Source organism: Humibacter albus DSM 18994 (assembly GCF_000421825.1).
Lineage (GTDB): Bacteria > Actinomycetota > Actinomycetes > Actinomycetales > Microbacteriaceae > Humibacter > Humibacter albus.
Genome location: NZ_ATXT01000016.1, coordinates 73,647 through 94,898, shown reverse-complemented (window position 1 = coordinate 94,898; position 21,252 = coordinate 73,647). Strand labels below are relative to the sequence as shown.

Here is a 21,252-nt window from a genome sequence, read left to right as displayed (position 1 = left end):
CTGTCGGTGCGGCGTGGTCGGCGCCGCTGGGCGGCATTCCGCCGTTGCTGGACGCCCCCGTCTGCCGTCGGACGCATCCGTGCGCGCCGGTCAACCCCTGGCGCAAGGTGGTCCGGGGTGGAACGGTGAGCGCATGACAGACGAATCGAACACCCAGAACGGCGGTCCGGATGTCAACGGAACCGCCGATAATCCCGAGCGCTCACAGAGCGCGAACGCCCAGAACTCCGCACCGACGCAGGACTCCGGGTCGCAGAACCAGGAGCGGAACGCCGGGCTCGGCTCCCTCGCCGAGGATGCGGCGCATCCGTTCGATCAGACGAACGGCATCATCGACGGGCTGGAAGGCGATGCCGACGACCCCGAGGTCGTCGAGGAGCGTCTGAACGAGTCGGAGGATTCCGCGAGTCCGCTCGACATGGGGGCCAACAGGTCGGGCAGCGGCGGCTGAGCCGAGGGCCGGCTTGTGCCGGCGCACTCCGCCGAGTGCGGTGCGCAGCCGCTCAGCGGCTAGCGTGCCGGCCGACCGCCGAGTGCGGTGCAACCGCTCGGTGAAAACAGCAGATGTCGTCGAGAACAGCACGGCTTCTGCTGTTTTCTGTGCCGGAGCGCGTTCGCTGCTGCTTTCGCGTCGGCCCGCTGGAGCGCCGTGGCCCGGCGGCGCAGTGCGGTGGCGTAGTGGCGCGGTGGCGCAGTGGCGGCAGAGCTACCTGCCTGGCACGTACACCGAGATGCTCTCCAGCACATCGAGCGCGCTGGTCACGGCCGCCATCTGCTCATCGTCGAGCCCGGCCATCAACACCGAGATGCGCTGAGCGCGCTCGGCACGGGCAGTGAGCACCGCGGCAGCTCCGGCCTCGGTGGACTTCACGAGCGAAGAACGTCCGTCGTCCGGGTCGGAATGCCGTTCCACCAGGCCGCGTGCCTCGAGTTCGGCCACCACGCGGGTCGCGCTCGGCGCGGCGATCGACTCGATACGGGCGAGGTCGCCCGGCCGCAACGGGCCCTTCCGGGTGATGCTCGACAGAGCGGAGAGTTGCGCCTGGGTCAGTTCTCCGCGGGGGCGGATACGCCGGTTGATGCGTCCGATCGCCACCGCGAGGCGAGCGGCGGTCTCCGCACGTTCCGGTCCCTCCGCCGGTGCGGAGGCGGACCGCTCAGAACCGCCGTCGAGTGGCGCCGAACCTTCGGCCCGCAGCTCGGAGCCGTCGACTGCATGGGCGGAACGGCTGCCGGCGCGCTCGGAACCGTCACCGGCGTGCTGGGTCGGGGTGGACATCCGTCGATCCTAAGAGGCGGTACGGCCCGGGTCGTCGGGCACGCCGGCGGAGGCGGTCGGGTCTGCTGGGCCGGATTCGGAAGGACCCGTGACGGCAGCCGAGGGGGCGTCGGCTGCCGTCACGGCGACGGGACGGGGCGCAGAGTGGGGGGTCGCGCCGGCTGTCCCGCCGTGCTTGTGGTGGAGTGCGGTCGGGGTCGTGTCGACGTGCACGTACATCTTTCCGCGGCTGAGCGACGCGATGGCGCCGACCAGGGACATGATCGCGGCGGCCACGAACACGACCACGAGTCCGTCGTGGAACGGATCCTGGATGAGTTGCGGGAAGAAGTGCTTTCCGGTCAGCGTGTCGACGTTGGACTTCGAGAGTGTGTCGAGCGCACCGGTCGGCGCCAGCAGGCTCCGGATCGGGTTGTAGCCGAGGAAAGCGGCGAACACACTGCTCACCGGCGGCAGCTCGGAGAGCTGATGAGCGACGGTGCTCGATACGCCGTGCGCCGTGAGGCCGCCGTAGAGCGACTTCGGCAGGGACGAAGCCAGGCCCGAAATGAGCAGGGAGAAGAACAGGCCGATCGAGAGCGAGGTGCCGGCATTCTGCACCGTGCCCGCCATGCCGGATGCCGCCCCTCGCTGATTCGCTGGAACGCTGTTCATGATCGCGGTGCGGTTCGGTGCCCCGAACATGCCGGATCCGATGCCGGAGAGCCCGGTGATGATCGCGAACTGCCAGTACTCGAAGTTCACCGGAATGAGCAGCAGGAGCACGAACGTGATCGCCACGATCACGAGGCCGACGGTGGCGAAGAGGCGGGCTCCGAACCGGTCGGACAGCGTTCCCGACAGCGGTCCCGCGATCAGGAACCCGATCGTGATCGGCAGCATGTAGATGCCGGCCCAGAGCGGTGTATCCGCATAGGCGTAGCCGTGCAGCGGCAGCCAGATGCCCTGAAGCCAGATGATGAGCATGAACTGCAGGCCGCCACGACCGACCGAGGCGAGCAGCCCCGCGAGATTCGCCATCGCGAACGCACGGATCTTGAACAGCCGCATGTTGAACATGGGCGCTCTCGACTTCAGTTCGATGAACGTGAAGACGACGAGCAGCAGGATGCCGCCCACGATTCCGCCGATCACCCACGGATTGGTCCACCCCGTCGAGCTGTCGCCGTAGGGCTGAATGCCGTAGGTGATGGCAGTGAGAAGGGCGGTCAGGCCGACAGCGAACGTGATGTTGCCCGGCCAGTCCAGTCTGCCGGGGTTCCTGGTTCCGACCTCCTTGAGCGAGATGTACGACCAGATCGTGCCGATGACGCCGATCGGAACGCTCACGAAGAACACCGCGCGCCAGTCGACGACGGCGAGAAGCCCGCCCACGATCAGGCCGATGAAGCTGCCCGCGATGGCGGCCACCTGGTTGATGCCGAGTGCCATGCCGCGGCGGTTGGCGGGGAAGGCATCCGTCAAGATCGCCGTCGAGTTGGCGAACAGCATCGCACCGCCGATGCCCTGCACGAAGCGCCAGACGATGAGCCACATGGCGCCGGCGCCGCTCGTGAACGGATCGAAAGCGAGCGCGATCGAGCCGATGGTGAAGACCACGAAGCCCAGGTTGTAGATGCGCACCCGGCCGAACATGTCGCCGAGACGCCCGAAGGTGACGACGAGTACCGCGGTCACGAGCATGTAGCCCATCAGCATCCAGAGCAGATAGCTCACATTGCCCGCCTCGAGCGGATTGAGCTTGATGCCCTTGAAGATCGCCGGTAACGAGATGATGACGATCGACGAGTTGATGGTCGCCATCAGCATGCCGAGCGTCGTGTTGCTGAGCGTGACCCACTTGTAGCGAGGGTGTTCCTTGCTGAAGAGAGCGCGGGTGGGCGGGGTGGAGACGGTGCTCACAGAACTCCTGGAATGAATCAGAGCCGAATTAGTTGCTTGATGTAAAGCAAGTATAAGAGTCGCGCCGTGCGCGGGCACCGCGGATGTCTGCCTCACGGAGAGTCCGTTCGGTCGCCCTTGCCCGATGTGCCAGGGTCGTTTCATGTCGTACTACCCGGCGCCCACGCCGCCTGCATCCGCCGCGCGCCCGGCTCCGGCGGGGAACCTGCTCGGGGTCGTCTCGTTCGTCTTCGCACTCGCCACCGTCGCCTTCGACATTCTGCGGGCGTTCGGTCTCACGTTCCTCGTTCGCGTGACGCCGGCGGGTCTCTACACGGTGGTGTCGTGGACAGGCACGGCGCTGGTCGCGATGCTGGCGCTCGGCGCCCTGATCATCGGGATTCTCGCTCTGCTGCGCAAGGGCGCGCCGAAGGGATTCGCCGCCGCGGGCACCGCGCTCGGCGCTCAAGCCCTCCTGGCCGTGCTCGTCGGACTCGCACAGACCGGGCTCTACTCCTTGATGTACTGAGCCTTCCGGACGTGGCGCGTCAAAGCCCCGGCCGCACGCGCAGGTCGGTCAGGTCGGCGTCGCGTGGCAGGTCGAGAGCGGTGAGCACCGCGGTGACGACGGACTCCGGCCGGATCCAGGCATCCTCGTCGTATTCGGCGCCTTCCTGTTCGTGCACTCGCTTCTGCATCGGCGTCGCGGTGCGACCCGGGTACACGGTCGTGACGCGCACGCCGGCGCTGCGTTCCTCGGACCGGAGCGCGTCGGCGAGTGCGCGCAGGCCGAACTTGCTGGCGGCGTACGCGCTCCAGTCGGCGGATGCCGCGAGCCCGGCCCCCGAGTTCACGAACACGACGCGCCCTCCCGCACTCCGCAGGGCCGGCAGCGCGAGCCGAGTGAGTTCGGCAGGGGCGGCGAGGTTCACCGTGAGCGCGCGATGCCAGGCGTCCGGCCGCAGATCGGCGACCGGTCCCAGGTCGACGACTCCCGCGACGTGGAGCACCGAGTCGAGGCGCTCGGGCAGGCTGCCGCCGATGGATGCCTCCAGCGTCTCCGGCCGCTCCAGGTCGCCGACCAGCGTGGTGGCGCCGGGGAACGCTGCCGTGAGTTCCGCGGCACGATCGGCATGCCGCGCCAGCAGCACGAGCGCGTCGCCGCGGTCGTGCAGTGCGTGGGCGAGGGCGGCGCCGATCCCGGAGGACGCGCCGGTCAGGAGGTGGGTGGCCATGGCATCCAGTCTGCCTCCCGTCGATCCGGTCTCGCGCCTGCGGCTCGGTCGCGTCAACGCTCGACATGACGGTCTGCGCCCTCGCACGGAGACAGGCCGCTCTGGCCTGTCTCCGTGCCGATGTCCTGTTGGGCGCGAGTGGCTGTCCGAGGCCGCGTGTCAGTGGCCGGTGTCAGCGGCCGCTCAGTCTTCGTGGCCGCTCGGTCCTCGTGGCCGCTCAGTCTTCGTGGCCGCTCAGTCCTCGTCCGGGTCGACCGGCTCGTCCTCCTCATCGTCCGCATGGTCGCTCGCTCCGCCGCGCCGCCGGGTCAGCAGGATCACCACGACGGCGATCAGCGCCAGCACCACGATGCCGGCGGCGATCACCACGACGATGACGATCGCACCCGAGTTCACCGTGCCCTCCGCTGTGCCCGCGCCGGCGGTCGGTGCAGCCGTGGCTGCCGCTCCGGCGCCCTTGCAGGGGCTGGCGGATGCGCCGGCCGAGGTTTTCGTGCCCGCCGGCGGTGCGTAGGTGAACTGGATCGAATCCGAGACCACGTGTCCATCGGCAGAGACGATCTGCCACGTGACCAGGTACTTTCCGCTCTTACCGAGCGACACCGGAACCGAGACCTGGCGTCCGCTGATGGTGGGACATCCGGTCTCGAAATGCGTCGCCTTGCCGTTCGGGCCCGTCACCTGAAGCAGTGCGCCAGGACCGGACTTCGCAAGATCCAGCACGACGTCGTCGAAGGTGAGCCGAACCTTGTTGATCGGAGTCGTCTGCGTCGAGCCGGCCTTGGGCGAGCTGTCCACGAGGTAGTCGTGGGCGCTCGCCGGAGCGGCGACGAACGTGCCGAGGGCCGCGGCCGCCACGAGGGCGACGGCCGCAACCCATCCGGTGAGGCGGCGCATCAGTCGCCGCCGGTTCCGGTACCCGAGGTCCCTGCTCCGGCGCTCGAGCCACCACCCGGCTGCTTCGAGCGCGCGGCGCCGGTGCTGCCGGGTCCTGCGCCCGTCACAGCGCTGCGAGGACGCCGGACCAATCCGAGCACGGCCACCACGAGCGCGATCGCGCCGAGCACGAGGCCGCCGATCGCGATGCCGATCGCAGCGGCATCCGTCGACGTCGCGGCCGGTGAAGCCACGGGCGCCGCGGAACTGCTCACGATCGTCGGCGTTCCGTCACTCGGCGGGGCGTCGTTGATGTAGAGCGTCGGCGCCGGATGCTCCGGCTCCTGGCCCGACGCGGGCGTCTTCTGGTCCCACTTCACGACGGTGCCGTCGGAGTAGGTCTGGGTCGCAGGCATCAGCATCTTCCCGGTGTCGGGCACGATGCCCGCGGAGATCGCGAACTCCTGGAACTGACCCGGCTTCACTTGCACTCCGGGGTCGGCTGTCCAGACGATCTTGCTGGGAGCTTCGGTGACGGTCGCGCCGGAGATCTTCACCGGCTTGGGGAGAGTGCTCGTCGTCACTTGGGCACTCCACCCGGCCACGGGCTGGTACGACACGGAGGTGAAGGGCGTGTCGGTCGGGAAGTCGACCTCGAGTTTCACGGTTCCCGCGGTTGCCGACTCGGTCGGCACGCGGAAGGTGAGCACGGCGTAGCTGCCGGGCGTCGCCTGATCGGGGTTGACGCGCACGTGTGCGCTGGCCGCGAGCGGTGCGGCGATCGACAGCGCAACGGCTGCCACCGCACTCGCGGCTGCGGCGGCGAGGGATCTTCTGATTTTCATGGATGCTTTCTGCTGGCTTTGCGTCCGTCCTACGGGTGCGCGCACGGGGGCGCGCCCGACGAGGCGCGGCAATGGTCTGGGGTCGCGGGGCGCGACCGACCTGCGCGCAAGATCGCACCGCCGACACGACGTCTTGTTCCCCAGACGTCTGCATGGCAGTGAGAAGTATTCGGCGCGGTCAGGCCGCGACGGAAAGCGCCGGCGGGCCGCGATGCCGCATCGCGCCGAGCACGCGGGTCGGGGAGGCGAGCGTGACCGGGCGGGTCTGCACGCCCATCCGCACGGGTGCAGGCACGGGCGTGACCGTGAGGCGCCGGATAGCGGTGACGAGCAATACCGTGAAGTTCGCCAACGCGTACAGCGTGCGCTCGCCATAACGCAGGGCGATCAGCGTGACGATCGCGGCAGCGGTGTGGGCGAGCACCATCCAGCCGGTTCCGCCGTGCATGGCCATGCCGTGTCCGGCGACGACATCGATGTGCATGCCGGCGTGCAGATGGCCTGCTGGCACGTTCAGCGACGTGCCCGAAGCATCCGATCCGAGGCTGAAGAGCAGGTGCAGAGCCAGCTGACTGATGCCCACGCAGGCGGCCTGCCGCCAGAGCACGATGCGGCGGCCGGCCAGCACGACGCAGATCGGTGTGGCGAAGGCGAGTGAGAGCACCACGGCGAGTACCGAGGGAAGACCGTCGCCGGCCGCATCATGGAACAGCGCGGCCACGAACACGGCGAGCACCGCGGTTGCGGTGCCGCGGAGCGTGCGGATGCCGCGATCCGTCATGAACGCCTCTCGCTGTTGGTGAATGCCTCCAGGTTAGCCGAGCGGGTCGACGCGCGACCGGTCGATGCTGTGGGCTGTGGAGGCGACGCGATTCCCGGTGCTGGGGAGGGCGAGTGGATGCTCTCTCCCGCCGAATGCCTGTGGATGAACGTGCATCCACCGTGAGCACCGACACAGCCCGCGACGTCGGCCGCCCTGGATACCCTGGACCGGTGAGCATGCCCGAGCCCTTCGATCCCACCGACCTCTCGTCGGGCGGCCCGTCCGGCGACCCCGCCGAGGCGGACGGCTGGCACGACTGGGATCCCAACGAGCTCGTTCCACCTGACGATGAGTACGGGCCCGAGGAATACGGCCCCGAGGGATACGGTCACGAGGAGTTCGGTCCTGTGGTGGGTGGCGGAACCGCCGCATCTCCGCGTCGATCTGTCGCTGGCGAGAGACCGACCGGCAGCCTCGAAGCTGCGCTGGAACAGGCCTCCGTTCGCCGCATGGTCGGCTCCCATCCGCTCGATGTGCTGCACACGGTGTGGGGCTACGACGAATTCCGCGGCGACCAGGCCGAGATCGTCGACAGGGTGATCGGCGGCGGCGACGCCGTCGTGTTGATGCCGACCGGTGGCGGCAAGAGCCTCTGCTATCAGGTACCGTCCCTCGTGCGCGAGGGCACCGGCGTGGTGATCTCGCCGCTGATCGCGCTCATGCACGATCAGGTCGAGGCGTTGCGGGCGGTCGGCGTGCGCGCAGCCTTTCTCAACTCCACACAGGATGCCTCCGAGCGGTCCTCCGTCGAGCGCGCGTATCTGCACGGTGAGCTAGATCTGCTCTATGTGGCGCCGGAACGGCTGGCATCCGAGCAGACGAAGCAGTTGCTCGGCCGTGGCCGCATCGCGCTCTTCGCGATCGACGAGGCGCACTGCGTGTCGCAGTGGGGGCACGACTTCCGCCCCGACTATTTGGGGCTCTCCGAACTGGCGGACCGTTGGCCCGATGTTCCGCGCATCGCACTCACCGCGACGGCCACCGAGGCCACGCACAAAGAGATCACCGAGCGTCTGAGGCTGCAGAACGCCCAGCATTTCGTCGCCAGCTTCGACCGGCCGAACATCCAGTACCGCATCGTCGAGAAGAGCGAAGTGCGTCGGCAGCTCGTCTCGTTCATCCGCGACGAGTTCGGCAGTGTTGACGCCGCACGAGAAGGGAGCGCCGGCGACGGTCCGGCCTCTGGCATCGTCTACGCGCTCAGCCGCAAGACTGTTGAGCAGACGGCGGAACATCTCAAGCAGAACGGCATCGACGCCATGCCGTACCACGCGGGGCTGGATGCCGGCACACGCGCCAGAACTCAGTCCCGTTTCCTTCGCGAGAACGGTGTCGTGATCGTGGCGACGATCGCCTTCGGCATGGGGATCGACAAGCCCGACGTCCGCTTCGTCGCGCACATCGACCTGCCCAAGTCTGTCGAGGGCTATTACCAGGAGACCGGTCGCGCCGGCCGCGACGGTGAGCCGGCCGTCGGCTGGCTGGCCTACGGCCTGCAAGACGTGGTGCAGCAGCGCCGCATGATCGAGCAGTCTCCCGGTGACCTCGCGCACCGCAGACGCATGTCAGCCCATCTGGATGCCATGCTCGCGCTCTGCGAGACGGTGCACTGCAGGCGGCAGAACCTGCTGCAGTACTTCGGACAGAACTCCGAGCCTTGCGGCAACTGCGACACCTGCCTCAACCCGCCGGAGACCTGGGATGGCACGGTGCCCGCACAGAAGCTGCTGTCCACAGTGGTTCGGCTCAAGCGGGAGCGGAATCAGCGGTTCGGTGCCGGCCATCTCGTCGATATCCTGCGCGGCAAGCGCACGCCGCGCGTCGACCAGTACGGACACGATGCGCTGAGCACGTGGGGCATCGGCGACGACCTCAGCGAGCAGCAGTGGCGCGGCGTCGTTCGGCAACTACTCGCTCAGGGACTGCTGGCCGTGAACGACGACGGCTACGGCACCCTGGCGATCACGGCCGCGAGCACCGACGTGCTGAGCGGCGCGCGCCAGGTTCTCCTGCGACAGCAACCCGACCGCCCCGAGCGCGCGTCCCGCTCGCGCGCGGCGAAGGCGAGCATTGCCGAGCTGCCGGATGTGGCGCATCCGCTCTTCGAAGCGCTGCGCACGTGGCGCGCGGCACAGGCGAAGGAACAGGGTGTGCCCGCGTACATCGTGTTCGGCGACGCGACGCTCCGCGGTGTCGCCTCCAGCCGGCCGTCCACGCTCGACGAGCTCGCGCAGATCTCCGGTGTAGGTGCGAAAAAGCTCGAGACGTACGGCGAGCAGGTACTCGCGGTCGTGGCGGCCGACGCCAGCAGCTGAACGGCAGGGGCTCGCTGACCTCCCGGGCCGGGCCGCCGCACATACGTCGACCGCACCCCGCGCCTTCGCGCCGCGCAATCGGCGACGCGACGCGCGTTCGCGCCGCGCAGTCGGTTACATGCCGCGCAATCGGTCGTACGCCACCCCAACCGCTCGACAGCGCCGGCATCCGGAGCGGATCACCGTGAGATGGGTCGCCCTGGGACGGACCGCCCTGGGATGGGTCGCCCTGGGACGGACCGCCCCGGACCGGACCGCCCAGGAACGGACCAACCTGGGACGGGGTCGTCAGCAGCGTGTCGGACCCGACGCTCGTGCTACGTCAGGTCGTCGTGGACCCCGCTCACCCAGGCGATGTACCGGTCGGCGGATGTGCGCACCACCTCGTGCGCGTTCTCGGGAACGCTCCGTCCGAAGTTGTTGTACAGCCGGTCGAACCGCAGTTCGAGGGCGCGTGAGGAGACCCGTTCGACGGTCGCCGCCGACAGCGGCAGCAGGTTCGGATAGCTGCGCATGAACGACACGGATGCCCCGTTGGGATTCGGGAAGATCGCGTCCCCGGCCAGCAGCACGCCCCTCCCGTCCGCACCCGCGTCCCAGAGCGCCGCTGTGCTTCCCGCAAAGTGGCCGCCCAGCGTGTGCAGTGCGAGGCCCGGTGCCAGCTCGAGCGTCGCTCCGAAGTGCCGGATGACGGCATCCGGCCGGCGAACCCACTCCGCGTCTGCCTCGTTCACGAGCACCGGAACGTCGCCGAGCGCGTGCGACCACGACACCTGAGCGCCGTACATGTGAGGGTGGCTGGCGGCGATTGCGAGCACGGACCCGTACTCGAGAACGCGCGCGGCGGCATCCGCATCGACGTAGCCGATCGGGTCGAAGAGCAGGTTGCCGCTCGGTGTGACCACGAGCATGCACTGCTGACCGATGCCGACCTGTGGCGAGCTCGTCACCGCGACGAGCCCGGGCTCCACGTCGCGCAGTTCGACTTGGATGTCCGCCTCGCGCAGCTGCTCCGCTGTCGTCCACGCCTGGCCGGTTCGCGGCACCCATTGACGTTCGTCGCTGCAGATGGCGCACTCGGCCGGCGGCTCGGGCGTGTCCGCGTGCTCGACGCCGCACGTCGCGCAGATCCAGAGAGTCATGGCCTCACGCTATGCGGCGCCGCCGACAACCGCTGTGCGGTTCCTGTCGTCGGAGCATCCGCGTGATGTGCCGGCATCCCGCATGCTGTCGCGGCATCCCTGGCCCACCGACCGACCCGCGTTCGATCGAACCCGCATATTGTCGTCGAGCCACCCCGTTGTTCGCGCGAACAAAAGGGTGGCTCGGTGACAAAGGGGTGGCCCGACCACCGAGGGGTGGCCCGATGACCGAGGGGTGGCCCGACAACAGAGGGTGACTCGGCAACAGAGGGTGGCTCGGCAACAGAGGGCTGCTCGACAACAGCATGCGGGCGTGCCGGCAGGCGCGAACACCTACCCCTCTCGCCCCGATTGCGGATAGATCGTCTCGCCTCGTTCGAGCATCGCCACGTACTCCGCGATCTTGCGGGCGCGAGTCTCGGCGCGCTTGACGTTGCCGATGCGGAACAGGATCGCGAACCTGTTCTGGCTGGTCAGCGTCTCGAACATGGCGCTCGCCTTCGGGCTCGCCGCCAGGGCCTCGGCCAGATCGCCGGGCACTGAGATCGTGCTCGATCCGGCGTAGGCGGCGTCCCAGCGACCGTTCTCTTTGGCGCGGGTGATCTCGGCGCGCCCGGCGTCGGTCATCATGCCGTCGCGCTCAAGGCGTTCGACGTGTTCCTGGTTGCGCTTCGACCAGATGCTGCCTGGCCGGCGCGGCGTGAACGTCTGCAGCCACTCGCTGTCGCTCAGACCTTGCTTGCGCCCGTCGATCCAACCGAAGCACAAGGCCTCGTCCAGCGCTTCCGCGTAGCGGATTCCGTCGGCCGACCCCTTCGCCAACGCCAGTTGCACACCCGGATGGGATGCGTGATTCTCCTCCAGCCACGCACGCCATTCCGCCTGATCGCTCACACGGAGCACAGGCTTCTCCGCGCTCGGCTTCGTGGCCGTCTTCTCCACTTCGTCCGGCGTCACCGCAGCAGCTTCCGCAGCGTGTTGAGGTTGCGATTGGTCGTCAACGTCTTTTCCTTTCCGGAGCCGATCGCCTTTCCGACGACGCTGTCCAGCGTGTGCCCGCGCTCGACGGTCCAGTAGAGAACGGGGCCGCCATCGGCGATCGACTCGAGCGCGGAGTCGGGCGCGAGCTGCGTGACGCGGTTCGCGAGAGCATCCAATTCCGCTGCCCGCATCGACAAGTCGCCTCGTGACCCGTCGGCCCCGATGAGGAACACGACGTACCGGTGCCAGCCGTCGCGCTCGGCGAATGGGTACGCGTCGACGATCGCCGACAAGGATGCCGTGTCGAGCACGTGCACTTTCGCGTCGTATCCGAACGCGTCGGCGAGGGCCTTCTCCAGATGGGCACGCGCGACGGACACGGACTCGTCCGTCTCGAAGACGACGTTGCCGCTGGCGAGCACCGTCTTCACCGAGTCGTACCCGAGCCCGCGGAACACGTCGGCGAGCTCTGCCGACTTGATCGTCCGGCCGCCCACGTTCACTCCGCGCAGCAGCGCGATGAGGCGAGTCATGGCATCCAGCGTGGCAGCGGCCTCCGACATTCGTAAACCCGTCGGCTCAAACCGGTGGAGTGTCGGAGTCTGCCGCCGTGCAGTTCCACGCCAGACCGGATGCTGTCCGCCGGCATGCCGCGCCCGTATGCTCGGTGCGTGGGGGACACGACGCCGGGGGACACGACGCCGAGAGCCGACCCGGTGGCGGAGAGCACGGTGCCGGGAGGCGGCGCGAGCGCGGCACACACCTCGACACCGCCGGAGCGCCGGCGCACGGTGCCGCGCATCGCCGCGGTCGTCGCGATCTGCGTGATCGTCTACGCACTGGTCGTGACGCTCTACGCGGCCAGTGGCGCGGTCAGGTCGCCGAACCCGAAAGAGCCGAAGCCGCCGACGGGAGGCGTCACCGTCGTGCTCTCCGTGGAGTCCGTCGATGCGGCGGCCCAACGTTCCGACGTGAGCGTGCAGATCGATCCGTCGGAGAAGCTCTACAGCGGCAACGAGTTCGCGCTGAGGCACGACGTGCACGTCATCGTGTCGCCGATCGACGGTGAGCAGACGCTGGACTTTCCCGCGCACTCCGCGCAGACGACGAAACCGGTGCGCATCTTCACCGACGGCGAGATCGGAACCTGGCCGTTCGACAGCTATCACGCCGACGAGCTCATCGTGGTCGCCTACACCAAGAGCGACGGCGTCGCCCATCCGATTCCCGCGAAGGTGTGGTTCACCGGCGACGTGCCCGGCTGGCGGGTCGACGTGTCGTTGAAGGGCGAGGTGCCGCATGCGGTGCCGTCCACGCTCGTCGGAGCGGTGGCGAGCGCGCCGACCATCGACTTCCGCGCCACCCGCTCGAGCAGTACCGTCGCTTTCGCGTTCGTGCTGCTGGCCTTGCTCGTCGTCATGCCGTCTCTCGTGCTGTTCGTCGCGATCACGGCCTTCCGCGGCAAACGCAAGCTCGAGCCCTCGTTCATGGGATGGATGGGCGCCATGCTGTTCGCCACCATCCCTCTGCGCACGTTCCTTCCGGGGTCGCCGCCGATCGGGTCGTGGATCGACTTCACCGTCGTGCTCTGGGTGGTGGTCGGTCTCGTCACCGGTCTGGCGGTCTACGTGGCGGCGTGGGCCCGGTGGTCGCTGCCGGAGGCGAAGAAATAGGGGCGACGCGACGAGCACACCGTGATCCGGCGGTTGGCGCCTGAGCCGTTCGGGCACCGGCCCACGACGTTGCTGGTGCGGGTGCGCCGCTACCGGTGTGAGCATTGCGGTCGGACCTGGCGGCAGGACACCACGAAAGCGGCACCGGTCAGAGCGAAGATCTCCCGTGGTGGCTGAGGTGGGCGCTGGGTGCCATCGTCGTCGACCACCTCACCGTCTCTCGTGCCCACCGCGCTGGTCGAGATTCGTCGCCTCGGCCGCACCCTGAAGCAGCACGCCGTCGACGTGCTCGCCTACTTCGACCAACCCGGCGCCAGCAACGGACCCACCGAGGCCATCAACGGCCGGCTCGAGCATCTCCGCGGGTCCGCCCTCGGCTTCCGCAACCTCACGAACTATCTCGCGCGCAGCCTGCTCGAGAGCGGCGGTTTCCGACCGCTCCTACACCCTGAATTGCGATGAGCCGCTTCTGAGCCACCACGCCTCTTGCAGGTCGAGGTCTAGTCGTCGGCGTAGAGATACAGCGGAGCGCGACCGGACACGACGCCAATACCGTGCGTAGACACTGCCAGTCTTATGACCTTCGCTATCTTGCGAACGCTCGGCATCCTCAAATCCACCATGTCCCCGGTACGCAAAGACCGCGAGCTAAAGCCGATGAGCTGGGCCTTCTCAAGCCAGTGAGGAAGGGGGCAGCTCAAACCAGCCGACTGGAGCAACCGACTGCGTTTGCGCATTACAAGCCAGATTTGTGCAGCTATCCACTCGTCAAGTTCTCTCAGTCCTCGCTCATCGTTTATGAGAGGAAAGAAGGACATGACGCCCTCGAAAGACATTGGCGGAATCGCACCTGTTTGGAATCGTCTGATGTCCTTCTCCGTCAACGGACCATATAGATATCGGCGAAGCTGCCAGATCAGCGTCACGTAGTCGCGATCGACACTACTGAGGCGCGTTGGATCCTGGGTCCCATTGAGTGGTTCCAGAAGAAGATTGTTGAAAATCAGCTTGCTGATCCGGGCCTTGATTCGGGTGACCGAGGCGTCCTTCATGCGTACGTCACGAAGTCCAAGCCGGTGCCCGAGATAGTCGACATACTTCGTCGAGGACATCTCGACGTGAACGGTCTCTTCCTTTGTGAGCAGCCGTATGCCCCGGCTCTTCTCTGAGTTGATGGGGGATCCGATGTGGCTCGAAGCTTCGTGAAGGATGGACGCAGCTTCGCCTATGCGTCCGTAATCTGTGCTCCAAATGAGGGTGTCGTCGGCGTAACGAACGAAGCCGACACCGAGTCTCTCTAGCGCTCGGTCGAGTTCGGATGCAGCGACGTTGGCGAGGAAAAGACTGAGAGAGGTTCCCTGGGGAATACCTTGCTTGCGGGAAGACTTATCGACGAGCTTCTCCGCGGCGGATACATATGGCTCGGGCGATTCGAGAAACCGCTCGATGACGTACTGTTCAAGAGGCGTCCTCGTGATGCCCATTGTGTCGAGAGTTTGCAGCAGGAATTCATGATCTACCGTGTCAAAGAACTTGCTGAAGTCATACTCGGCAACGAACAGCCGGTGCTCGCGGGCGAACTCGGTCGAAACGTAAGAGATCGCGTCGTGCGGACCGAGATCAGGACGGTAAGCGTATGCGCGGGCGCTCATTCGCGGAAGATTCTTCCGTGTCAGGGCTCGTAGCAGACGGTTCGAAACCACCTCATCCGCTATCTCGAAGGTGCTTACGATCCTTTCGCCACCGGACGGTTTGGGAACGCGAAAACCAGCTGGTGGCCGAGGAAAGTAACTGCGCTCCTTCAGCCGCTCCGTAATTGCGTGGGCGATGCGTTGATGGCGGGACCGTACAACGTACGGGTTAAACCCCGGATCAAGGTCCCAGGTCTCTGGACGGTGGACATGGAGGATCTCGGGGGCTCCCGTGCTGCGTCTGCGGCGCCGGACGTTCTCATCATGGACAGACTTGGCATAAGTCTCGTGCTCGACGATGAGCCGGAGGGATGCTTCCCGGACGCGGCGGTCAAGCTCCCACCACATAAGCGGTCCCCTGTCATTGAGAAGTGCTGGGGTTGAGCGTGTTGCTCAACCCCAGCAGCGGCTTCGAGTCCTGGCAAAATGTGCTTCACGCGGGCAACCAACTTGCGAAGGCGGCCCCAGTGGCGCAGGCGGTGATCAACCGTGATCTGCTCCAAATCGGATCGATGCCTAGTCCCACTGGGAACCTGTTTCGGATTCTATCGGCCAGGGCGATGGCTCGGCTCTGGCGTCGCCTCACTGGATGGGCTGATCGCAGATGGTGATCAGGTCTCCGAGTCCTAGCTCGAACTCCTCCTCGGCATTGGCCGGCATCCAATCACGGGCGTCTCGCTGGGGCTGGCGTATCCGGCCTACAAGACCGTCGCGGAGCGGATCGGGGAGCGTGTCGCGGCGTTCGACCCCGAGTTCGGGCCTCCCGGGCGCGCGGAGGCGGTCGCCGCGATCGACGCCGAGGAGCAGGCACATGGGACGCGCCGGGCGGTTGCGGGCTACGACTACCCCTTCTCGATCCCGAAGTCGGCGAGCGTGCGCTGGGCGGTCGCCGACGCGGACACGCAGGCGCTCATCGCGGACGCGCACCATGCGGCGGGTGCGGAGATGGTTGCGTTGCGCAATTCCACAGGGGGCCGCGCGGGCGTGCGAAACCGGTTTGTCGCATCCGCACCGCGAACTGTGCGCTCTCAGACTGCCCACCTAGCGTGAGAATGGATGCCCGTTGCCGGGCATCGCATGCCGTGACTCGCTCGCCGTGCGAGCGTCACCGACGACTTTCGCTGAATCGATGTAAAGAAGGCCTTTCGATGGTGGACACCGCTTCGAAGTCAGGAAGCGAGCGCACGACGCGCTCCGATCGCTCGCAGTACATCGCCCAGACCGGGCCCATCGACGTGGATGCCCCGCCCGCGGCCGTGGATGTCGCTCTGCTCGGCCGCACGCTGCTGGGGACGTGGGCAGACATCCGTCTCGCGTCGAGGGAGCTCGTCAAGGATCCTGCCCTGCAGCGCATCGAGGGCCTCAGCCTCGAGGAGCACCGGACTCGCGTGCTCGGACAGCTGAGGCTGCTCGTGCAGAACGGCCAGGTGCACCGCGCATTCCCGGAGGCCCTCGGCGGTGGAAACGACCACGGTGGCAACATCGCCAGCTTCGAGGAACTCGTCACGGCCGACCCGTCGCTGCAGATCAAGAGCGGCGTGCAGTGGGGACTATTCGGCGCGGCGGTGCTGCACCTCGGCACGCAGCGCCACCACGAGAAGTACCTGCCCGGCATCATGAGCCTCGAGGTGCCCGGCGCGTTCGCGATGACCGAGATCGGCCACGGCTCGGATGTCGCGTCCATCGCCACGACCGCCACCTACGACCCGCAGACGCAGGAGTTCGTGATCAACACGCCGTTCCGCGCGGCGTGGAAGGAGTTCCTGGGCAACGCGGGCAAGGACGGCATCGCGTGCACGCTGTTCGCGCAGCTGATCACGAACGGTGTGAACCACGGCGTGCACTGCTTCTACGTGCCGATCAGGGATGCCGCGACGGGCGAGTTCCTCCCCGGCGTCGGCGGCATCGACGACGGACTCAAGGGCGGTCTGAACGGCATCGACAACGGTCGGCTGCACTTCGACCACGTGCGCATCCCGCGCGAGAACCTCTTGAACCGCTACGGCGACGTCGCCGCGGACGGCACTTATTCGAGCCCGATCGCCAGCCCGGGTCGACGCTTCTTCACCATGCTCGGCACTCTGGTGCAGGGCAGAGTGTCTCTCGACGGCGCCGCGACGATCGGTGCGGAGCTCGCGCTGACCATCGCGATCACATACGGCAATCAGCGCCGCCAGTTCACGGCTGCCAGCGACACCGACGAAGAGGTGCTGCTCGACTATCAGCGGCACCAGCGCCGGCTGATTCCCCGGCTGGCGACGACCTATGCCCAGGTGTTCGCCCACGACCAGTTGCTGCGCAAGTTCGACGAGGTGTTCAGCGGCGCCGGAGACTCCGACGAAGACCGCCAGGATCTCGAGACGCTCGCCGCCGCGCTCAAGCCGCTGTCGACCTGGCACGCGCTCGACACCCTGCAGGAGGCGCGAGAGGCGTGCGGCGGTGCCGGGTTCATCACCGAGAACCGGCTGGTCAGCCTGCGTGCCGACCTCGACGTCTACGTCACGTTCGAGGGCGACAACAACGTGCTGCTGCAGCTGGTCGCGAAGCGACTGCTCACGGACTACTCGAAGAAGTTCGCCAAGGCGGATGCCGGTGCCCTTGCCCGCTACGTCGTCGCCCAGGCCGCCGATCGCGCCTACCACGGCAGCGGTCTGCGCCGTCTCGCGCAGACCGTCGCCGATTTCGGTTCCACAGCCCGTTCCGTCGGCCAGTTGCGCGATCCGCAGACGCAGCGCGAGCTGCTCACCGACCGGGTCGAGACCATGATCTCCGAGGTCGCCACCCGCCTCCGCAACGCGAACAAGCTCTCCAAAGAGAAGGCGGCCGAGCTCTTCAACTCGCAGCAGAACGAGCTGATCGAGGCGGCCCGGGCGCACGGCGAGCTCCTGCAGTGGGAGGCGTTCACCGAAGCGCTGGACGGCATCCACGATGCAGGAACCAAGCAGGTGCTCACCTGGGTTCGTGACCTGTTCGGGCTCGGACTGATCGAGAAGCACGTCGCGTGGCACATCATCCACGGCCGCCTGTCGCCGCAGCGCGCGCAGGCCGTCTCGGCCTACATCGACCGGCTCGTCGCGCGGTTGCGTCCGCACGCGCAGAGCCTCGTGGATGCCTTCGGTTACGAACAGGAGCATCTGCGCTCGACGATCGCGACCGGCATCGAGGCCGAGCGGCAGAACGAAGCACGCGAGTACTACCGGCAGCTGCGAGCCTCCGGCGACGCGCCGATCGACGAGAAGACGTTGCGCAAGAAGCAGGGCAAGTAGCGCGGAGGCGAACGTCGTGCTGCGCTCCGGTGCGCTCGGCGCGACCGTTCGCGCGTGAGCCTCGCCCGCGCAGCTCGTGCATCGGGCCGGTCCACGCAGCTCCTGCGTCAGCCCGTGGGCGCACACACAGGTTCCGTGCCTGCCGCTCACAGGAAGGTGTCGAACCGGCTTCGTAGACTCCCGTCCATGATCCGCACCATGCCCCCGCCGTTCGCGGTGTGGGACATCGTGGTGTCGGTCGTGGTGTGGATGCTCACCGCCGCGTTCATCGCGGTCGCCGCGTTCTTCGCGCTCGTGAGTCTCGTGTACGTCGATGACTGCGGCCCGCTCTCGTGCAGTGCCGCCCCGGCCTTCTCGTGCCTGTTCGCGGCAGGGATGGCCTCCGTGGTCGCCGCCGTGACCGGCTTCATCTGGGGATTGGTGCGCATGCTGAACCGTCGGTTGAGCTGGGCGATCACGGTCGGGGCGTTCGCACTGTGCGTGGCGTGCTGGGCGGTCGGGTTCGTCGCGGCGGCGCACTCGATGGGCCACTGAGACGCCCGGGTCATACTTGCGGACGATGCCTTCGTCGCCGGTGGCGCATAGAGTGTGAACCCGACCCTGTCGGCCACCGAAAGGATGTCATGACCGACGTGAACCCGTCCGTTCCGTCCGAGGGCGCTGACGTCGCGCCAGCACGCGTCGCGCCGGCTCCGCCCGCTCCATCCAGCACGCAGCCGGAGGTGCCCGCCGCCGCGGGACAGCATCGCATCGACTCGCCCGAACCCGATCCGCGGGCCGCGCTGTCGCTCCGCGGCCTCGTCAAGACGTTCGGGCAGAAGCGCGCCGTCGACGGCATCAGTCTCGACGTCCCCGTCGGCAGCTTCTACGGTCTGGTCGGGCCGAACGGTGCGGGCAAGACGACGACGCTGAACATGGCGACCGGCCTGCTCACGCCCGACGCAGGCGTCGTGACCGTGCATGGAGTGGACGTGTGGCGGCATCCGTTGACCGCGAAGGCGCAGATCGGCGTGCTCGCCGACGGCGCGCGGCTGTTCGACCGCCTCACCGGTGAACAGCTCGTCGTCTACTCGGGCCTGCTCAGCGGCATGGACCGGCCGACCGCGATCTCGCGCACTCGCGATCTTCTGCAGCTGCTCGATCTGCAGGACGCCGCGGGCACGCTCGTCGTCGACTACTCGGCGGGCATGACGAAGAAGATCGCGCTGGCCGGCGCCATGGTGCATGCCCCGCGGCTGCTCGTGCTCGACGAGCCGTTCGAGTCGGTCGACCCGGTGTCGGCGGCGAACATCCGCGACATCCTCGGCGGTTTCGTGAGCGGCGGGGGAACGGTGATCGTCTCCTCGCACGTCATGGACCTGGTGCAGCGCATGTGCGATCACGTGGCGGTGATCACCGGGGGCCGGGTCGTGGCATCCGGAACCGTCGACGAGGTGCGCGGGGGAGCCGACCTCGAAGACCGTTTCGTCGAGCTCGTCGGCGGTCGCCGCGTGCAGGAGGGCCCGGAGTGGTTGCGGCACTCGTAAGGCTGCGGCTGCTGGTTCTGCGCAACAGTTTCAAGCGCAGCGTCGGACAGCTGGTCGCGGTCATCCTGGGCGGCCTGTACGGGCTGTTCGTGCTCGGGATGATCGTGCTCGGCCTGTTCGCGTTGAACTTCGCACCCACGGAACTGGCGCGCACGATCGTGGTGCTCGGCGGGTCGCTCGTCACGCTGGGCTGGGCCGTTCTGCCGCTGTTCTTCTCCGTCGAGCAGACGCTCGACGGACCCCACCTCTCGGTCTTCCCCATTCCGCTGAACAAGCTGCTCGTCGGTCTGCTCGTCTCCGGCGTCGTAGCCGTACCGGGTGCCGTCACGATGCTGGCGTCGATCCTCACCGCCGGGTCCTGGCTACGGTTGCCCGGCGTCGCTGTGATCGCACTCGTCTGTGGCGTGGCCGGAGCGCTTCTGTGCGTGATGCTCTCGCGCGCGGTCACGTCGGCGGCTGCGGGGCTGGCGTCGGGACGACGGTTCAAAGAGGCCGCGGGCATCCTGATCTTCATCCCGCTCATCCTGCTCGGACCGATCATCGCCGGCACGGCGTCGTCGCTGCGGCATTCCGCCAACGTGCTGCCGAGCCTCGCGGACGCCATGTCGTGGACACCGCTCGGGGCCATCTGGGCCATCCCCTCGCAGGTCGCCCTCGGCGACCCGCTCGGTGCCGTTTTCCGCGCGCTGATCGGCGCGGCCACGATCGCGGTGGTGTTCGTGGTGTGGCGATGGGGTCTCGCCCGGTCGCTCGTCACGCCGGTGCACGCCACCTCCCGTGTGCGCGCCTCGGGCAAGCTCGGTCCCTTGGGCCTGCTTCCGGGGACTCCGGCCGGTGCCATCGCAGCCCGTTGCCTCGTCTATTGGTTCCGCGACCCGCGCTACCTGCGTCAACTCGTCATCGTGCCGCTGATGCCGCTACTCCTCTGGTTCTATACGACGTTCACGCACGTGCCGGCGATCGTGTTCGCGGCGGGCCCGATCGTCGCGTTCCTGCTCGGCGTGACGCTCATCGCCGACGTCTCGTTCGACTCGACCGCGTTCGTGCTGCACGTGGCCAAGGGCGTGCCGGGGCGCGCGGACCGGTGGGGCCGGGCATTCGCCGTGCTCGTCTTCGGGCTGCCCGCGGTCGTGGTCATCACGTTCCTGATGGCCGCGCTGCACAGCGAGTGGATGCCCGTGCCCGCGCTTCTCGGCCTCTCGTTCGCCCTGCTGCTGGGCGGGCTCGGCGTGAGTTCGGTGACCTCGGCCGTGGTCGTGTTCCCCGCACCGGCGCCCGGGGACAACCCGTTCAAGACGCGGGCCGGCGCGAACACGGCGCTGCTCGGCTCGACGTTCCTGAGCTGGGGAGTGCTCGCCATCGTGGCGGCACCCGAGATCGTGCTTCTCATCGTCAGCCTGGTCACCGGCGACATGCTCTGGGGTTGGCTCTGTCTGCTGGTCGGCGTCGTTCTGGGCCCGATCTCACTGGCGATCGGCGTGCGACTCGGCGGTCAGGTGCTCGACCGGCGCGCCCCGCAGCTGCTGATGCAGCTGCGGAAGGACGCCTGAGCCCGTTCCGGTCGCCCTCGTCTTCGTTCCGCCCGCCCGCCCGCCCTCATTCGCGTTCATTCGCGTTCATAATTCAGGCTGCGCGTCCCGCTGATCGGGCTCGGTCGCCGAAGGCGGAGGATTGCCGGCCGCATCGTGTCTGCCGGCCTGAATGGTGAACCGGGGAACC

19 protein-coding genes and 1 pseudogene are annotated in these 21,252 nt (G+C 67.7%); 10 read left to right on the top strand and 10 right to left on the bottom strand.

Annotated features, from left to right (window positions below):
• Nucleotides 1–133: 133 nt before the first annotated feature.
• Nucleotides 134–451 carry a hypothetical protein gene (locus H623_RS0111910; protein ID WP_022901158.1) on the top strand — a complete coding sequence of 106 codons (318 nt, stop codon included), beginning with the start codon at nt 134–136 and terminating at the stop codon, nt 449–451.
• Nucleotides 452–706: 255 nt separating this feature from the next.
• Here H623_RS0111910 and H623_RS19565 read toward each other — a convergent pair whose 3' ends face one another.
• Both H623_RS19565 and H623_RS19560 read right to left on the bottom strand, forming a co-directional pair.
• A complete protein-coding gene (locus tag H623_RS19565) occupies nt 707–1,279 on the bottom strand; it encodes a MarR family winged helix-turn-helix transcriptional regulator (protein WP_022901157.1) in 573 nt (190 codons plus the stop codon).
• A gap of 9 nt (nt 1,280–1,288) precedes the next feature.
• On the bottom strand, nt 1,289–3,181 hold the full coding sequence (locus H623_RS19560; protein ID WP_022901156.1) for an MFS transporter: 1,893 nt from the start codon (nt 3,179–3,181) through the stop codon (nt 1,289–1,291).
• A 142-nt stretch (nt 3,182–3,323) separates the two neighbouring features.
• Here H623_RS19560 and H623_RS0111895 point away from each other — a divergent pair, with 142 nt between their 5' ends.
• Nucleotides 3,324–3,689 (top strand): hypothetical protein, encoded by a 366-nt coding sequence (locus tag H623_RS0111895; RefSeq protein WP_022901155.1) that lies wholly within the window; start codon nt 3,324–3,326, stop codon nt 3,687–3,689.
• A gap of 19 nt (nt 3,690–3,708) precedes the next feature.
• On the opposite strand, the gene H623_RS0111890 is transcribed toward H623_RS0111895, so the two are convergent.
• From H623_RS0111890 to H623_RS19545, 4 genes are all read right to left on the bottom strand, one after another.
• A complete protein-coding gene (locus tag H623_RS0111890; protein WP_022901154.1) occupies nt 3,709–4,395 on the bottom strand; it encodes an SDR family oxidoreductase in 687 nt (228 codons plus the stop codon).
• Between the two features lie 234 nt (nt 4,396–4,629).
• Nucleotides 4,630–5,292 (bottom strand): copper resistance CopC family protein, encoded by a 663-nt coding sequence (locus tag H623_RS19555; protein WP_022901153.1) that lies wholly within the window; start codon nt 5,290–5,292, stop codon nt 4,630–4,632.
• A complete protein-coding gene (locus H623_RS19550; protein ID WP_022901152.1) occupies nt 5,292–6,116 on the bottom strand; it encodes a YcnI family copper-binding membrane protein in 825 nt (274 codons plus the stop codon). The genes H623_RS19555 and H623_RS19550 overlap by 1 nt, the downstream gene beginning before the upstream one ends.
• 178 nt (nt 6,117–6,294) lie before the next feature.
• On the bottom strand, nt 6,295–6,897 hold the full coding sequence (locus H623_RS19545; protein ID WP_022901151.1) for a hypothetical protein: 603 nt from the start codon (nt 6,895–6,897) through the stop codon (nt 6,295–6,297).
• Between the two features lie 218 nt (nt 6,898–7,115).
• On the opposite strand from H623_RS19545, the gene recQ reads away from it, so the two are divergent.
• Nucleotides 7,116–9,254, top strand: coding sequence for a DNA helicase RecQ (gene recQ, locus H623_RS0111870; RefSeq protein ID WP_084486006.1), 2,139 nt, complete (start codon nt 7,116–7,118; stop codon nt 9,252–9,254).
• Between the two features lie 317 nt (nt 9,255–9,571).
• Here recQ and H623_RS0111865 read toward each other — a convergent pair whose 3' ends face one another.
• The 3 genes from H623_RS0111865 to H623_RS0111855 all read right to left on the bottom strand — a co-directional run bounded on the left by H623_RS0111865 (nt 9,572) and on the right by H623_RS0111855 (nt 11,940).
• A complete protein-coding gene (locus tag H623_RS0111865) occupies nt 9,572–10,396 on the bottom strand; it encodes an MBL fold metallo-hydrolase (RefSeq protein WP_022901149.1) in 825 nt (274 codons plus the stop codon).
• A 333-nt stretch (nt 10,397–10,729) separates the two neighbouring features.
• Nucleotides 10,730–11,353: a YdeI/OmpD-associated family protein gene (locus tag H623_RS0111860; protein ID WP_022901148.1), complete on the bottom strand. Its 624-nt coding sequence runs from the start codon at nt 11,351–11,353 to the stop codon at nt 10,730–10,732.
• Nucleotides 11,350–11,940, bottom strand: coding sequence for a DUF1697 domain-containing protein (locus H623_RS0111855; protein WP_022901147.1), 591 nt, complete (start codon nt 11,938–11,940; stop codon nt 11,350–11,352). Before H623_RS0111855 ends, H623_RS0111860 begins: the two co-directional genes overlap by 4 nt.
• 108 nt (nt 11,941–12,048) lie before the next feature.
• Here H623_RS0111855 and H623_RS0111850 point away from each other — a divergent pair, with 108 nt between their 5' ends.
• Both H623_RS0111850 and H623_RS0111845 read left to right on the top strand, forming a co-directional pair.
• Nucleotides 12,049–13,050, top strand: a complete 1,002-nt coding sequence (locus tag H623_RS0111850; RefSeq protein ID WP_157560971.1) for a DUF4436 family protein — start codon at nt 12,049–12,051, stop codon at nt 13,048–13,050.
• Nucleotides 13,051–13,272: 222 nt separating this feature from the next.
• Nucleotides 13,273–13,512, top strand: a pseudogene (locus H623_RS0111845) (transposase); the annotation flags it as partial.
• 38 nt (nt 13,513–13,550) lie between these two features.
• Here H623_RS0111845 and H623_RS0111840 read toward each other — a convergent pair.
• Entirely contained in the window at nt 13,551–15,089 is a 1,539-nt protein-coding gene (locus H623_RS0111840; protein ID WP_022901144.1) for a reverse transcriptase domain-containing protein, read from the bottom strand.
• A 300-nt stretch (nt 15,090–15,389) separates the two neighbouring features.
• On the opposite strand from H623_RS0111840, the gene H623_RS21480 reads away from it, so the two are divergent.
• The 5 genes from H623_RS21480 (at nt 15,390) to H623_RS0111810 (ending at nt 21,083) form a co-directional block, all read left to right on the top strand.
• The gene (locus H623_RS21480; protein ID WP_342664585.1) at nt 15,390–15,791 is read left to right on the top strand and encodes a relaxase domain-containing protein; all 402 of its coding nucleotides are present in this window, start codon (nt 15,390–15,392) and stop codon (nt 15,789–15,791) included.
• Between the two features lie 98 nt (nt 15,792–15,889).
• Nucleotides 15,890–18,007, top strand: coding sequence for an acyl-CoA dehydrogenase family protein (locus H623_RS0111825; protein ID WP_022901141.1), 2,118 nt, complete (start codon nt 15,890–15,892; stop codon nt 18,005–18,007).
• Between the two features lie 186 nt (nt 18,008–18,193).
• A complete protein-coding gene (locus H623_RS0111820; RefSeq protein ID WP_022901140.1) occupies nt 18,194–18,541 on the top strand; it encodes a hypothetical protein in 348 nt (115 codons plus the stop codon).
• Nucleotides 18,542–18,630: 89 nt separating this feature from the next.
• A complete protein-coding gene (locus tag H623_RS0111815) occupies nt 18,631–19,533 on the top strand; it encodes an ABC transporter ATP-binding protein (RefSeq protein WP_022901139.1) in 903 nt (300 codons plus the stop codon).
• Complete coding sequence (locus H623_RS0111810; RefSeq protein WP_022901138.1) at nt 19,515–21,083, top strand: hypothetical protein; 1,569 nt, start codon at nt 19,515–19,517, stop codon at nt 21,081–21,083. The genes H623_RS0111815 and H623_RS0111810 overlap by 19 nt, the downstream gene beginning before the upstream one ends.
• The last annotated feature ends 169 nt before the right edge of the window (nt 21,084–21,252 follow it).